This is a genomic window from Dorea sp. MB18-49, assembly GCF_023669465.1.
GTDB classification, from domain to species: domain Bacteria; phylum Bacillota; class Clostridia; order Lachnospirales; family Lachnospiraceae; genus Dorea_A; species Dorea_A longicatena.
The window spans coordinates 1-14,512 of record NZ_JAMOYX010000036.1; the positions used below are offsets into that span (position 1 = coordinate 1).

Genomic DNA, 14,512 nt, shown 5'->3' on the forward strand with positions numbered 1-14,512 from the left:
CTCCTGCAAGGTAGCGTTCGACTATTTTTACTTTTTCTACTGGTTCTATCTTACTCTTTCTGAACATGAAAATACCCCCATATAGGACTTTTATATTTCATTGTCCTATATGAGGGTAGCATACCACAGTACGGGCGGCTCATTTTCTATCTAAACGGATGTATCCGGAAGTTCCGGCAGTTGATCGGTGAGTTCTTCATATCCGAGAATATCTCCGGCACATGGCATCGATTGCCCTGTTCCCTGCTGTGGTTTCCGGAAGTACAGCCGATACCGATGTCCCTCTAGGAGTTTGATATTCTTTTCCAGTGAGAAGGCGTATTCCTTTCCGTTATCACTGGCAAACCAATATTGCTGGTTTTTCCCGAAGAGTGTCTGTTCCCGTTTCGTGCAGCTTACGTCCAGTGACAGATAAGCATGTGTATGGATCAGGTGGTAGAAACTGAGTGCACGCAAGATGCTGCAGATTCCGATGAGGAGGCTCATGAGGATAAAGAGCCGGTCATGGGTGGCGATCCCGAAGATGCACCCAAAAAGTACACAGAAAAAGCCGATTGCACTGATGGCAACCAGCTTTGTGAAAAATGGTTTTGGCATAAGGTTCCTTCCTTTAACATGTATGAAATGTGATTTGTTTATTCAGGTACAAATTAGCAATAGCCTGCAGCACTGGATACTGGGTATGGTGAATCTGGACATCATCCACAAGTGTTTGGTAAGTTGTCTCCGGTTCTGTGTATAACTCATCCATAATATCCGATTCGTTGTGGATTACTTTTTCCTGCTCCATACTTGTGACAAGCTCAGCGGTCGTGAGGGATACCTTATCAGCCAGCTTCAGAATGGTATCTTCCATCGGTGAAGAGGGTTTCTTCTTTAAATATCTGCCAAACTCTTTTGCACCAATAGTTCCTTCCAGATAAAGCTGAACGCAGCCAAAGAGCCGGATGGGAAAGGTATCCTTCAAGGGAATAATGGTCAGACTGCCGAGAAGGCGATATAAGGCATCCACCCCTGTCAGTCCAATTCCGCTTACAACCAGACCGCGTAAGGAAAGTCGGTTCAGATAGTGTTGGAAGGATAAGCCTTTCGGACCTTCTTTCTGTATCTGGCGCAGGGTATAGGCATCCTGGAGTTCATGGAGCGTCAGAATCTGGAAGGCAAGACAGCTCCAGAGCAGCAGCTCGTCATCCGATAGTCCATATTCTTGTCCATCGTTGATTACAAGAGGAATGGATTTTCCGCCTGTCGTTTTTTGAAATTTTAAGGTTCCGACAGCAGTATAAAGTGTCAGCATAAAAGTTCCCTCCTTCAAGGTTAAGTCAGAAGTGCATAGAGTGCATCATCCTGCTGTAATAGTTTCCGTGCTTTGCTCTGCCATGCCCGTACACGATTGGCTGGTACTTGGTAGTGTTTTGCCAAGTCAAAGCTGGTATATCCCTGCTGTTGCAGATAGAGGGCTACAATTCCCTTCTGAATAGTTGAGGACTGTCCGGTGCCAAGCTGGGTTAAATGCTCAAGAAGCAAGGTCTGGTTTGTGTCCTTTTCCGGGTGAGTTGTTTGTGTATCCTCGTAGGAAAACAAATCACGATAATGGAGATGTTCATCTTCAGATGATGCTTCGTCCAGAGAACAGAGCATGGAGCGGTCACGGGCAATTTTCCGCCAGTAGTCAAAGATGGCATGACGGATGATAGTTTTGGCATAAGGCTGGAATGATCTTCCTTCCTCAAATCCGACAGCCGACCGGCACAAAGCCAGATATCCAATCTGACATAATTCCTGTTGTTCTTCCTCAGTTACATAGGCAGCGGTGCGGGTCATGGAACGAATCATGATCGGAACCAGATCCATGGATTTTTCCACCAGTTGTTTTTGCTTTTTATTTAGTGGTAAGGTCATCATCAATCACCGCCTTTCAGCTGGCTGCCCGGAGGCGGAAGGGAATATGGTTGTTCTTTAAAACATCTGCGGATTCCCGAATGAGCTGGTCGCACATATAGTTGCTGAACTGTCCGATGTGAGCCTGCTTATCTGTCAGACAGAACTTATCTGCCACCCAGCGATATGCTTCCGGTTTGGAAAGGATGCCCTGTTGCCAGATCTGATCGAAAATTCGATGTGCCTGAATCCGCTTTTGACGAAGCTCCCGGTTGGCGAGCGTTCCTTTTGGTATCTTGGTTCCCGGATGTACCCCGACATAGGAATTGCAGGATGGATAGTGGGAGCAGACATAAACCTGTCCGCCATGAGAATGCGTTCCATATACAAAGGATGCATCTCTTAATATTGCTGTTCCGCCGCAGTAAGGGCAGCGGATGATTTTTGGTTTCTTCATCTGTTTTCACCTCGCTTGTACATACACGATACGTAACGTGTACGTGAATAACCAGTACGTACTGTATACTTATATTGTAAGTAAGCAGGTGATGAATTCCCATAGGACGCAAGCGGATACTGATCCCAGATTCGGACTAAATGGCACGAATCCCCATTTTTCAGATGCCGGGATAGAAAATTGCTCGGATGAGCGGGAATAAGCCGCTGTCTGTGAAACGTGGATAATTAACCGGTGTAAAGATGAACTTCTCACAGAAAATCCGTAGCAGGAATAAGCTGATCAGTACCAGACAGAGCAGGTAAGTGTTCCTGCGCCTTCTGGTCCATGGCTTTTTCGGACGGAATTTCACATACAGGACAAAAATCATGGGAATAAATATCAGGTTCGTAAAGACCTGATCGATACATTGGATGATTGAAATTACGTTTAACATAGGCAGTGCCTCCTTTCTTTACATATCCTGTACGTATAAGAGCCTGAAAGTGCAACTTTTTGTTACCAGTCATATTGCTGGTTCTCCTGAAGCCGGAGCAGTGCCGGAATGGGACATGGCTTTAAAGGCAGCTTCTGAGCGGCCAGATAGGGCAGATAAAGCTCTGTAAAAGCAGCAATGCTCATGCTTCCGGTACATTCGGTTGGCTCCGGTATCCGGGGAAACAAAAGCGCTGCATCTGAAAGAGGGAGGATGCAGGGGCTTCCCGTTTCATCCGGATGGAATAAAAAGCCAGAGTTCTCACAGCTTTCCTGTGCGTTACAAGTGCGGCACCAGACGTAGATACAGGAGTGCCAGTTCCCTTCACAGAGGTTCAGAAAATGACGGATGTGCTTGGCATCTGTCTTGCAGTGGGGGTGTTTCATATTCATCACCTACTAAAGAAGCAGGCAGTTCCATGTGGGAGCTGCCTGCAGGAGTCTTCGTTATGAGTTACTGATGTTTCTTTTTGCGTTTGAAGTAAACGATGCCCAGGACACTTGCACCTGCAAGTGCAGCTATGGCGATTCCGGCATACAGGAGAAGCGGCGTCTCATCGCCGGTCTTTACAGGCGGAGCTACCGGAGGCGTCTCCGGTTCTTTCGAAAGCTCCGTCATGTGTACGGTCTGACCTTCATCCTTCAGATCCTCATGGGAAGCAATCTCATGCTCGGTTTTTCCGTCTGTATAGTAGAGCTTTTCAAAGACAACCACATCCTGTCCGGCAAGAGCAGAAGCGTCGAAGGTAAAGGTAACTTCCACAGAGCCGCCAGCTTTTTCTGCTTTAAATTCTGCCTGAGCGGTAACTGGTTTTCCGTCTTTTAACAAAGCCTCTCCGGTTTCCTTATTCATCAGGGTTCCGATGACTTTGTACTCAGATCCAGGCATCAGACCATGATAAGTGACCGTATCTACGATAGTCGCTTCCTTGGAAGCAGAGACATCCTGATCCCCGTCACTGCCGTCTTTGGCTGTGGTTTTGATTTCCGGGAAGTAGATGGTCTGGTTGGCATCTTTGATGTCCGCATGTACCGCTACTTCGTGATCTTCAAAAGTCATTGTTTCAAATGCCACGAGCGTTTTTCCGGAAAGTGCAGAGGCATCAAAGGTAAAGGAAAGCTCTACGCTGCCGTTAGCTTCTTCCGGAGTGAAACTTGTTTCTGCAGTCACAGCTTTGCCATCCACATCGAAAGGTTTTTCGGTTTCCGCATCCATGAGTGTTCCTGTCAGCTTGTACTCTTTGCCTGGGATCAGGTTTTTGTATTCCACAAGGTCTGTAAGCGTCAGTTCTTTTTCCGGTTTTGCATAGTGTGTGCCGGAAGCAGCATCTGTTGCAGTGGTTTTGATTTCCGGGAAGTAAATAGTCTGTCCTTCATCCGCAATGTCTGTGTGTACGGCAACTTCCTTGTCTTTGTAAGCCAGGGATTCAAAGACAACTACTGTTTTCCCTTTTAAGGAGCTGGCATCAAAGGTAAAGGTAACATCTACCGTACCAGCGGATTCTTTTGGCTTGAAGGATGCTTTTGCTGTCACCGGTTTTCCGTCTGCTTCGACTGGTTTCTTTGTTTCTTTATCTATCAGAGTTCCAGTCACTTCATATTTCTGGTTAGGAACCAGCCCCTTAAAGGAAACCGTATCCACCAGCGTGATTTCTTCCTTTGCACAGGAAATATTGGAGTTCGTGTCCGCATCTTTCGCAGTAGTCTTGATTTCCGGGAAATAGATGGTCTGGTCTTCATCGTTGATGTCGGTATGGACTGCAAGCTGCATCTCATCCTGATATAATTCCTCGAAGACAACGGTTGTTTTTCCCTTTAAGGAAGTTGCATCAAAGGTAAAGGTTACTTTGACGGAGCCGGAGGATTTCTTTGCAGTAAATTCAGTTTCAGAAATCACCGGTTTTTCATCCACAAGGATTGGTTCCCCGGTTTTTTTATCCATTAAGGTTCCAGTCAGTTTGTATTTCTGGCCCTTTTTCAGTCCTTCGTATTCCACAACGTCTTCAATGGTCACTTCTTTTGCCGGCTGGCTCATGTGTGTACCGGTCTCGGCATCCAGAGCAGTCGTGCCGATCTCAATGGCATCATCGGTCAGAGTTCCAACCTGTATCAGAACAGAATCCTTATAAACCTTGACTTCAAAGGTTAAAAGATCCATGCCTTTGTTGGAATCACAACGCTGTTCCGCCAGAGTGTAAGTATCGTAAATGAGAGCGCCTTTGGAATCATCCGGTTTGGAGGTGCCGAACCAGATGCCGTCTTCCGAAGACTCACCCCGGTTGGTATTTGCGGTATGTTTGTTCCATTTGGAGGAAGTGCTGGCATAACCGTTGGCATCTGTCACAATCACATGGCTTTCGCCTGTTGTTTTGGAAGTGATCTTAAATGGCACATTTGCCAGACGGTTCTGGCTGCCGTCAGCAATCTTGACAAATTCCAGATCCCCGCGGATGACCTGATTGGAGATGGAATTGTCTTTTGCAGTCAGTTCCACGATTTTTCCCTGTTCTGTGATGTCAAATTCTACAGAGATCTTTCCGCTGTTCAGATAACCGGAAGGTGCAGTTGTTTCATCCACACGGTAATGTCCGAATGGGAGAGCATCTTTTGCAGTTGCAGCAGAACCGGATTTATCGGCAGTAAGTGTAAGGACAACCTGATCTTTCGTGTAGGATGTTCCGTCTACTAATACCGGATTTTCATTTAACGTAGTGATCGCAAAGACAGTACCTTCCAAAGTGGCAGAACCCTGCGGTTTTGCTTCTCCGGTCTCGCTGTCACGTTTCTGGATCTTCACTCCGCCACGGATGACAGATTCTTCTATGGTAGAAGACTGGTATACCGAAACCATTTCCTGCTTACCGTCACCTGTAATTTTCTGTACGAAGACAGTTGGATTGAGCTGGTATCCGGCAGGGGCTTTGCTTTCCTGTACCGTTATGGTACCGAGCGGAAGACAGACGGTCTTGCCATCACTGGTATAGTAAAAGGCATCGCCGCTTACAAAGGAATCTTTGGTAAAATGCATCTTTCCGGAAACATCTGTTTTTAATACCCAGGTACGTGCCGGTTTCTTTCCAGCTTCCGCAGGATCACTGTCAGACTGCTCGGTATAGAACTTGACTGTAAATTCTGCGTTTGCAAGGGAAGCTGCTCCCTGTGGGGAGGCTTTCTTTGTTTCGGCATCCAGCTTTTCAAGCACCAGATTCATGGGATTATTCTGCGGAATATCTGTTACGTTTGCAGCAGAAGTCTGTTCTGCTTTTACGGTGACTTTGTGAGCTTTGGTGTCTACAATGTAGCCTTTGGAAGCAGAGAGCTCTTTTATGGTATAATCGCCTTCCTCCAGTTCGCCGGATCTGGCATACCCGTTTTCATCAGTGGTCAGTTTCTGGATGAGCTTCTCACCCTGATAGATCCCATACACAGCACCCTTTAAGCTGTAATTCGGATTCCCGTCCGATACGCTTCCGTTGGCAGAAGATTTTTTCAGTTCGATCCAGCCGTTTGGAACCTGATACCAGCTTCCGGCAATGGTCTGGCTGCCCTGTCCCGGAACGATGAATGCCCGGAAGCCTTCCGGCGGGTTCGGAAGTCCTTGAATGGCACTGGCTACTTCCAGTGCTTTATCAATATAGGACTGCGGGGCGCCATGGAAAGCTCCGGTGTCAGCGGAATTACCGGCATAGATGTAAGCGACAACCAGATGTCCGATGACATAGCTGTTATCATCACTCCAGCCACTGAAATATTTATCCTTGACGACTTTATCGTAGCCGTAACCGCCGTTTAAGTAGTAGAGCGCTTTTCTGAGCGGGGAGTTCTGGCTTAAAAGGTCATAGGAATAGGAACCAGAGGAAGGTGTTTTCTTCAGTGGTTCCACGCAGTAGGCAGTATTGCTCCCGTCAAAGCTCATGCGGGAGGTAAAATAGCTGCCGTAAGGGATATTGGCACCTGCCTTATAGCTGATGGTGCCGTCGGCTGCATGAACCGGAAAACTGCCGGAAAACAATGCGCCGACTGCGACAAGGACTGCCAGCAGCATAGCCAGCGTCCGTCTGGTATAGGATTTGTATGTCTGTAACATAAGTCTCCTCCTTCTTGAAGTTCAAATGAAAAGGGCAGCGTCAGTGCTGCCAAAAGTTACACAGCCTGTTTCTTCTGTTTCGCAAGGATTTCCAGAAGCTCCTGCCGATCTGTGGTAATCAGCTCCTTTTCCAGATTGGAAGCCTTAAATTCCACAGTGATGTTATTGTTGTTGGTTGAGATCAGACCGTTGCCCCGCTGGAAATGGGTGATGTTCATTACTTCTGTTTCCGATAGATGCAGGATAGTCTTCACCCGCTGTGCCTCTTCATCCTCCATGTTCAGGATAATCTTGGTCTTGCAGTTATTGATGATACCCTTGCCGTACTTCCCGTCATCCAGAGCAAAGAAGTCGTTTAAATCCTGTGTGGCAAAGATGCCGGCTCCGGAGTAAGCACGGATGATCTTGGCAATCTCCAGTACGAATTCCGCTGCAAGCCGGTTGCTGGATGCACCGATGAGCTGCCAGACCTCATCGACAAAGATGGCTTTCTCTTCGGTACGGTTTTCCTTCGCTTTATCCCAGACATAATCCAGGGCAACGAACATGCCGACCGTTAAAAGATCGCTGGAACCGGTCAGTTCGGAGATATCCAGTACCGTATATTTATTGGTCAGGTCCACATTGGTCTGCTGGTTAAAGGAAGAAGCAGAACCGTGAACCAGGCGGTTCAGGATATGAGCCAGACGTTTGGTATCCTCGCTTTCCAGCAGGACATTGTAGACATCCTCCAGAATGGGCATCTTTTTGTACTGCTCCGGATGCTGCGGATCTGTCAGGGATTCATTTTTATGTGTAATCCCTTTTCTGGCATAGGTTTTGATTAGGGCTTCATCCAGAAGCTGCTTCTCCTCATGGGACATATCCGGGATCAGCAGACTGAAGAAGATGTGAAGCCTTTGGATCTTGCCTGCCAGTGCGGAGGCATCCAGTGTCGGTCCGTCCAGCAGTTCATTTACAGAATTGTCTACCTTCCGGATTTCCATGATGTTGATACAGTTCTTACTGGCAGGAGAGATCTGGATAAATTCTCCGCCGACATTCCTTGCAGCCCGGTAAAATTCGTGTCCCTTTAGCGGAGCGATGATGAACACCTGGATGCCTTTTCTTCGCATCCTTAGTGCCATGGTCTGCATGGTGAAGGTCTTTCCTGCTCCCGAACAGCCTAAGATACAGATGTTGCTGTTCTTGTACTGCCTGGAATCAAAGATATCCGCAATGACCAGGGAATTGTTATGCTTGTTTACCCCAAAGAGGATTCCGTTATCATCGCAGATACTGTAGCTGACGAAGGGATAGCAGCTTGCCGCCCCGGAAGTCAGTACGTTCCGCTTGGACAGCTTAAAAAGCTTCTTGTCCAGATTTGCCAGCGGCAGAGAGGATAAAAATCCCTGCTCCTGTAAAAAGTAGCAGGAGTGTAAGTTCATATCCTGCGAGATCAGGAGCTTTTTCATTTCCTGAATCCGCCACTGCAGTTCTTCCAACGTGGAAGCAGTAATGGTGATGAGAAGATTCATGTAATAGAAATCTTCGTTGTTGGCAAGTCCCTGCTTCAGAAAATATCCGGAGCGGATGGCAGAATCCAGATCGTCATAATCAGTGTTGGTATCGGACGCATCCTTTAATTTGGAACGGTTGATACGGATCTGCTGACCGAGACGCTGCTGAATCTTGTCCTTTGGCTGTTTCTGGAGAAAGAAATCAATATCAATCCCTTCCCCGGCATTGACAAGGAGTGACAGCCATCCGGGAGTTACCCGGTTTTTGTAGCCGTCAGACGGCACAAGCAGGTAGGAATGGTAAAGCCCATTGATCTGCACATAATGGGAGTGCTTGAAATCCACACTTTCCGGTGCGAGAAACTCGTTGATCCGGATGTGATCCAGTTCCTCCATGCGATTTTCCTTTGTATAGGCGGACAGTACAGTGCTGATCCGGTTCGAAAGCGGAACCTCCGTACAAAGGGTACGGTTTAAAAGGGTGTAGAGAACATCCGTAGTAAATTCATCCTCATTGTCATGGGAGACCACTTCATTCCCGCACTGGTATAGAAAGGTTTTGGCGGTCTGGGAGGCTGTCTCAAGAGCAGCAAGGATTTCCCGTTCCTCTTCCTTTCGGTTTGCGTTGAATGGTTCATATTCAAAGATCAGAAAGAACCGTCTGGATACTGCTTCTCTGGAACTTAAGTTCTGGACAAACTGGATGTAGTCACGCTGCAGTTCCTGACAGTGGGGATCGGTTTCCCGCTCCAGCTCCAGCTGGGACTGCTCCAGATGCTTATTGATGTCTGCTTTTTTGGAGATCATCTTGATCTGGAGTTTGACAGGGCTGATCTTTAAGTAACTGATAAAGCTGTAGATAATGCCCTGCTGTTCCCTGGCACTTCGAAGCAGAAAGTTGATTGGTTCAATCTCCAGGATCTTCACGTACCGTCCGTCTGTGGTATAGACGATTCCGTTTGCGATTTTTTCCACCGGAAGATAATCCTCCAAGGTCTGGTCTTTCTTTCGCTTTTTCCGGGAAACGGGTTTTGACGTGGCAGATGAGGTGTCCTCCTTGGAAACCACCTTTTTTTTCTGCTCTTTTTTTGCAGCCCGCTTTTCGGAAACTGCCCGTTTTTCTTCCTCCTTTCGTCTCCGGGCTTCCGTTTTTTTCTGTATTTTTATCTGTTTCGCCGCCTCTTTTTTCTGTCGGCTGGCTTCTTTCTGCTCCCACTTCAGATAACGGATATCTTCCTTTGCCTGTTTTTTGATGCCCCGCTTGGTGGAGGTATCAAACTGCCGGTGTTCTTTTTTTTTACTTTTTGGCGGAGCTGGTGCGTCCGGTTCAGACTGTGGGGGAGCCGATGCCATTACTTTGGAAGGCTCTGCCATTTTTTCTGCTTTCCGGTGTTTCTTTGTCTTTGGCTCTTTGAAACGTGGTTTCCTGCGTGGCTTTCCTTCCGGAAGACTGTCGGACCTCCAGATTACCCTGCGGTTCACTACAAAACGCAGGGCATTCATCAAAAAGGCAGTGATGCTCTCCCCGCCGATTCCAATCAGGGCTACCATTGCCGCTGGAAGTGCGGTCATGCAGAGAATGATGATGCGGGCAGTCAGGGACAGCGGCAGGTGGAAAACAGGGATACCGATTGCCAGGGAAAGAACAATGCTTTCTATGGCATTGCGGATGTCAAAAGTTCCGTTTAGGATCTTGCCTTTCTCAATGAAGTTGGAAGGGATAAAGGAAACCGGTGTTTCTTCTGGCTGTGTCATGGCTGCACCTCCTTTTTCGTATCTTTCGCATCTTCGGAAGGCACAGAGGCACTGCCGGATTCTGTGTCCGGAGCTTCCGGGCTGTCAGAAGTATCCGGATACCCGCCTTCCTGCAGGTGTTCAATGTCCTGCGAAGTCAGGGACGGCAGGGAATCATCGGTTTGCTTTTCGTAAACAGTCGTATCTGCAGAGACCTGTACCCCGTCTTCTCCAAATAAAAACACACCCGTCGGGGTGTGATAGGTAACCGGAAGCGTATCCTGATCGGAAAGTGAAAACATCAGGCAGACGGTTGTTTCGGTAGGGTAGCTGGTTTTTTCCGGCAGGAAGGTGATGCTTGTCTGTTCTTTTTTGACATACTCTTTTAGGTAGACAGGAAACTGCCCTTTGAGAGAAGCAATCTGGCTGTCGGAGAAAAATGCTTTTAAAGCATCAAAATCCAGATATTCCGGCATGGGGGTATCAGAATTTGTTTCTGTTGTTTCCTTTGCCGGTTCCCTGCCTTTGTTTCCGGAAGCTTCTTTTTTCTGGCTTTTCCAGAAACTGGGGAGAACCAGTCCGGCAAGCAGCAGAAACAGCATCAGAAAAATGGAAAGAATCACTTTTGTTCTGTTCATAATGGCTCCTTTATTTTTTGTCGAAGATCCAGTAGGCATTTGCCGTAGCATGGATTTCCGACATCATATCAAATTCACGGTTAATATAGTTCTTTGCGTCACTGTCATTGGGATCATTGACCAGTACCTTGCCGTTTGCCGTAACACCTCGGAGTACGATGAAGTGTCCGCCGCTGGTGAAAAGTCCTGCCCGCTGAGAGGAGATGACCGGACAGCCTTCGGAGAGTGCCTGAAGTACCGTATTGGCATTGCTGGTCTGTGTGACGCTGCCACAGCCGAAATGACTGGCTGCAGCCTGAAAGTAGCTCCAGTAGGTTCCAACTCCCGGCTTGTAATAGGAATTCCCGCACCATGCCACCGCATCCGGAGGGGTAATGGTATTCCCGGTCAGGTAGCTGGCGATCATGGCAAAGCTGGTAGGCCCGCAGCCGGAAGATGCGATGGAGCCGCCGCCATAAGGAATGTTCCCGTAATCGGTCTGGAGATAGTGCGGAATCTGCATTCCGTTTGCCGGATAGCTTCCGCCGGTATTGGTAATCTGATAATACCGGAGAACATGCTCCACATATTCCTTGTCCCCATACCGGTCATAATGCCAGTTCGGACGGGCACACATCATATCCGAATAAGCAATGGCGTTTTCTTTGGTATAACCGCCGTCACGTTCCATTGCCCAGTCGATATAGCCGGAGCCGTAATTGTAACCCTGAAGCGCCAGCTTGATGCGGTCCAGGTCGGTAGGTCCGGTACATCCTGCTTTATCCAGTGCATACTTTAATTCCTGAATCCCACATTCGATGGAATAAGCAGGATCGGTGATGCCGTTGGGGACATGGGGGTATTTCTTATTAAAGCCGCCTTCTGCCGCCTGCATGGGATCGCTTCCACGCCCGCCGCTTTCCTGCATCATGACTGCCATGAGGAGTTCCACATAAGCTTCCATGCCGTATTTCTGTGCGACCTGCTGGATGGTAGCCCGGTAAGCCAGCACCTCATCGCTGACACCTACCGCCATGGCAAGACCGGAAGCGGAGCCGCCAAAGAACATGGTCAGGTTTTCCACATAACTGTCTGCCGTTTTTTTCTGCTTATCGGTCAGATGAAAGACGTGATCTGCAAAGTAGGCATCTCCGGCATAGCTGACCGTGTAGGTATGGCGGGTAAAAGTAACCTTTCTGGGTGGTGCATTTTCCTCTTCCGCCGGAACTTCCACCGTGGCCGTTTCTGAAGTAACGTCATAAGAAAAAAGCCCGTCCTCGTTTTCCCGGATCAGGCTTTTGAGTTTGCTGATATTTATATTTTTATAGTCATCCTGGCTGGCACAAAACTGTGCGATGAGCTGGTTCGCATTTACGATGATACTGGAAGCGTAAGGATCGCTGATAGAGGCAGTATCTCCTTCCGGGAGTCTGGCAATTTCCGCATTGATCTTAGCAAGCAGTGCATCATGGCTTTCCTGAAGCACCTCCACGATTGCCTGATTGGAAGCCCGGATATTTTCACTGATTACCGTGTTGCTGGTCAGTGCTCCGGTATTTTCAGAGAGGTCTCCGAAGACGAGTCCCGGAAGCATGACAAGGAACAGAATGGGAAGCATCAGTACACCGCCGACGGCTGCTCCAGTTTTCGCAAGGGTGCGCCTGTGCCGGAATACTGTACCGATGACAGCAAGAGGACTGCCCATCAAGGCTGTTTTTGGCATGTTACATACGCTCCTTTCGCTGTGGGGCTGGCGGCAGTTTCTGGACAATGGATTCATTGTAGGCTACTTTGCCGCTGCCGGAAGTATATGGTGTTTTTTCGACCGTATCCTGTGCATACTGCTTGTACCAGGTGGAACCATCCACGGACTGTACCGTAGAGTAGGAGCCCTGAGTAGGAGCTGCATACTGGTCGGCATGGTACAGGGCAAAATCCCGGTTTCCGGAGCTTCCGGTTTCGGTACCGGTGATCCTTCCGCCACCGATTTCTACATTATCATAGGAAGAACCGCCGCCCGGATTGATGCCCATATAGGAAGTAAAGGCTTTCTGTGCGTCTGCTCCCTTGATGGAACCTACCTGACCGTAATTTCCCTGTGCAATGTTGCTGATGACCTGATTGGCAAAGTCTCCGCCTTTGTTCAGGGATGACTGGTAGAGCATGTTTCCGATACTGCTGTGTTCGGTATAACCGGTTGCGGAATTGACCGCTTCTCTTTGTACCTGTCTTCCCACTGCCCCGGCAAGCCCGCCGGATAGGAAGCTTCCTGCGACAGCCGCACTTCCGGGAGAAGAGGCTTTGTGGTAGCCGCCACCACCATGGGAACGCATGGAACCGGTCAGGCTCCGTCCTGCAATCAGAAGTTCAGCCATCATGTTTCCTCCGGTATTGCCGACATTGATGCCAAGCGATGCCAGAAAAGAATCAATTTTCTGGGATACCTTTAAAAAGGCAATGGCACACAGGAACCAGACGAAGACATTTCCGGTTACCGCTTCCTTTCCCTGACTGGCAACTGCCGCTTCCACGTCTGCTTCCGTAAGCTCCGCTGCAAAGACCGGCATGGAGCAAAACAGTACCAGACAGGCAGTTAGTACCAGGAATGGTATGAGTTTCTTTCTAAGTTTCATTTTGGTCCTCCTTTCTTATAGGGATAACGGATTGGCAAGGAAGGTGCCGACCATAGAAGTAAACAGCCGCAGGCACCACGCATTCATCAGAAGCAAAAAGAACTGGCCGCCAAGCATCCGGCACCAGCTTTTGAAGATATTTCCGGTTGACTGGCTGGCACCCATGGAAAAAGCTGCCGGGGCTGTGTAGACCAGTACCCCCAGAAGAATATAGCGTTCTGCCGCTTCAAAGAGCAGTTTGATGTAGTTCCACGCCAGAATCAGTACCAGAATCAGTGCAATGATGGCTACCGCCCCATTTGCACAGACTCCCAGGATGACTGTGACTACGGAGTTAAAATCCGCAAATTTTAAAGGCGGCAGGTCTTCCGTCAGAATCCAGTTGTACGGTGTTCCTGAAATCTTCAGGAGCAGATCCACAATATCTTTCGCATAGAAGGTGAGAAAGATAAAGAGGAAGGAACGGATGGACAGCTTAATGGGATCTTCCGCTTCGATACCGGCTCCCATAAAGTAATTTTTAAAGAGCTGCCATACCCAGTTTAAGAGGATCAGCCCGATGCCCAGTGCCAGAAAGACCTGATACATGGTCTCGGCAGCAGGAAAGTAGCGAAGAAACGTATCCATGGAACAGCCCAGAGCACCGAGGACTGAAGTGGTGATCAGATCCAGAATGTTCATGACCTGTTCGGCAATCCATTCCACGATTCCGTCAAGTATTCCCATAGTGGCATCTCCTTTCGTCTATCCGTTCCATTTTCCGCCTGCAAAGAACGGGGTGATGTAAGCCATGATAAAGCCAAGCCCGTTTAAGATCGCCCAGGTAATGACGATACGCTTGAGCCATGCACGTGATTCGTCCACGGTTTTTCCGCTTTTGGAAAAATTCATCATCAGAAGGGCAACCGATGCCGTTACGACTGCAGCAATGGTGGAAATGAGGATAATCTGGTTATAGACATCCTTCATGATCTCATTGGCTTTGGTCCAGATGGTAGCGGCAAAAACCGGCTGTGTGTATCCGCAGAGGACTGTGACAGCCAGAAATGCAGCATACAGGCATCTGCCATAATTGACATGCCGTTTTGTGTCCGGCGGAGCGTTTTTCAGTTTGTGTTTCACGTAAAAGT

Annotated in this window: 13 protein-coding genes; all 13 read right to left on the minus strand. The window is 48.4% G+C overall.

The genetic code is table 11. From position 1 onward, the window contains the following. Positions 1–150 precede the first annotated feature (150 nt). The 13 genes from NCY30_RS10640 to NCY30_RS10700 all read right to left on the minus strand — a co-directional run bounded on the left by NCY30_RS10640 (position 151) and on the right by NCY30_RS10700 (position 14,504). On the minus strand, positions 151–597 hold the full coding sequence (locus tag NCY30_RS10640) for a hypothetical protein (protein ID WP_005333500.1): 447 nt from the start codon (positions 595–597) through the stop codon (positions 151–153). A gap of 13 nt (positions 598–610) precedes the next feature. After that, positions 611–1,297 (minus strand): hypothetical protein, encoded by a 687-nt coding sequence (locus tag NCY30_RS10645; RefSeq protein WP_005333502.1) that lies wholly within the window; start codon positions 1,295–1,297, stop codon positions 611–613. Between the two features lie 20 nt (positions 1,298–1,317). After that, positions 1,318–1,905, minus strand: coding sequence for a sigma-70 family RNA polymerase sigma factor (locus NCY30_RS10650; protein WP_005333504.1), 588 nt, complete (start codon positions 1,903–1,905; stop codon positions 1,318–1,320). A 13-nt stretch (positions 1,906–1,918) separates the two neighbouring features. Next, entirely contained in the window at positions 1,919–2,338 is a 420-nt protein-coding gene (locus tag NCY30_RS10655) for a DUF3268 family zinc-finger domain-containing protein (RefSeq protein WP_005333505.1), read from the minus strand. Between the two features lie 160 nt (positions 2,339–2,498). After that, a complete protein-coding gene (locus NCY30_RS10660) occupies positions 2,499–2,774 on the minus strand; it encodes a hypothetical protein (RefSeq protein ID WP_008373818.1) in 276 nt (91 codons plus the stop codon). Between the two features lie 62 nt (positions 2,775–2,836). Then, positions 2,837–3,199 (minus strand): hypothetical protein, encoded by a 363-nt coding sequence (locus NCY30_RS10665; RefSeq protein WP_040015509.1) that lies wholly within the window; start codon positions 3,197–3,199, stop codon positions 2,837–2,839. A gap of 67 nt (positions 3,200–3,266) precedes the next feature. Next, positions 3,267–6,899, minus strand: a complete 3,633-nt coding sequence (locus NCY30_RS10670; protein WP_226861981.1) for a VaFE repeat-containing surface-anchored protein — start codon at positions 6,897–6,899, stop codon at positions 3,267–3,269. Between the two features lie 56 nt (positions 6,900–6,955). Then, positions 6,956–10,153, minus strand: a complete 3,198-nt coding sequence (locus NCY30_RS10675; RefSeq protein WP_023921581.1) for a TraG/VirB4 family ATPase — start codon at positions 10,151–10,153, stop codon at positions 6,956–6,958. After that, entirely contained in the window at positions 10,150–10,770 is a 621-nt protein-coding gene (locus NCY30_RS10680; RefSeq protein ID WP_023921583.1) for a DUF5038 domain-containing protein, read from the minus strand. Before NCY30_RS10680 ends, NCY30_RS10675 begins: the two co-directional genes overlap by 4 nt. 10 nt (positions 10,771–10,780) lie before the next feature. After that, positions 10,781–12,472: a lysozyme family protein gene (locus NCY30_RS10685; RefSeq protein WP_005333517.1), complete on the minus strand. Its 1,692-nt coding sequence runs from the start codon at positions 12,470–12,472 to the stop codon at positions 10,781–10,783. Between the two features lies 1 nt (position 12,473). After that, on the minus strand, positions 12,474–13,382 hold the full coding sequence (locus tag NCY30_RS10690; RefSeq protein WP_005333520.1) for a hypothetical protein: 909 nt from the start codon (positions 13,380–13,382) through the stop codon (positions 12,474–12,476). 15 nt (positions 13,383–13,397) lie between these two features. Next, positions 13,398–14,108: a hypothetical protein gene (locus NCY30_RS10695; RefSeq protein WP_005333522.1), complete on the minus strand. Its 711-nt coding sequence runs from the start codon at positions 14,106–14,108 to the stop codon at positions 13,398–13,400. A gap of 18 nt (positions 14,109–14,126) precedes the next feature. Beyond that, positions 14,127–14,504 (minus strand): hypothetical protein, encoded by a 378-nt coding sequence (locus tag NCY30_RS10700; protein WP_005333524.1) that lies wholly within the window; start codon positions 14,502–14,504, stop codon positions 14,127–14,129. Positions 14,505–14,512: the final 8 nt, after the last annotated feature.

Coding starts and splice junctions, on each gene's coding strand:
- NCY30_RS10660 (WP_008373818.1), bottom strand. CDS start 2,774: ATGTTAAACGTAATTTCAATCATCCAATGTATCGATCAGGTCTTTACG.
- NCY30_RS10650 (WP_005333504.1), bottom strand. CDS start 1,905: ATGATGACCTTACCACTAAATAAAAAGCAAAAACAACTGGTGGAAAAA.
- NCY30_RS10695 (WP_005333522.1), bottom strand. CDS start 14,108: ATGGGAATACTTGACGGAATCGTGGAATGGATTGCCGAACAGGTCATG.
- NCY30_RS10690 (WP_005333520.1), bottom strand. CDS start 13,382: ATGAAACTTAGAAAGAAACTCATACCATTCCTGGTACTAACTGCCTGT.
- NCY30_RS10680 (WP_023921583.1), bottom strand. CDS start 10,770: ATGAACAGAACAAAAGTGATTCTTTCCATTTTTCTGATGCTGTTTCTG.
- NCY30_RS10665 (WP_040015509.1), bottom strand. CDS start 3,199: ATGAAACACCCCCACTGCAAGACAGATGCCAAGCACATCCGTCATTTT.
- NCY30_RS10640 (WP_005333500.1), bottom strand. CDS start 597: ATGCCAAAACCATTTTTCACAAAGCTGGTTGCCATCAGTGCAATCGGC.
- NCY30_RS10645 (WP_005333502.1), bottom strand. CDS start 1,297: ATGCTGACACTTTATACTGCTGTCGGAACCTTAAAATTTCAAAAAACG.
- NCY30_RS10670 (WP_226861981.1), bottom strand. CDS start 6,899: ATGTTACAGACATACAAATCCTATACCAGACGGACGCTGGCTATGCTG.
- NCY30_RS10675 (WP_023921581.1), bottom strand. CDS start 10,153: ATGACACAGCCAGAAGAAACACCGGTTTCCTTTATCCCTTCCAACTTC.
- NCY30_RS10685 (WP_005333517.1), bottom strand. CDS start 12,472: ATGCCAAAAACAGCCTTGATGGGCAGTCCTCTTGCTGTCATCGGTACA.
- NCY30_RS10655 (WP_005333505.1), bottom strand. CDS start 2,338: ATGAAGAAACCAAAAATCATCCGCTGCCCTTACTGCGGCGGAACAGCA.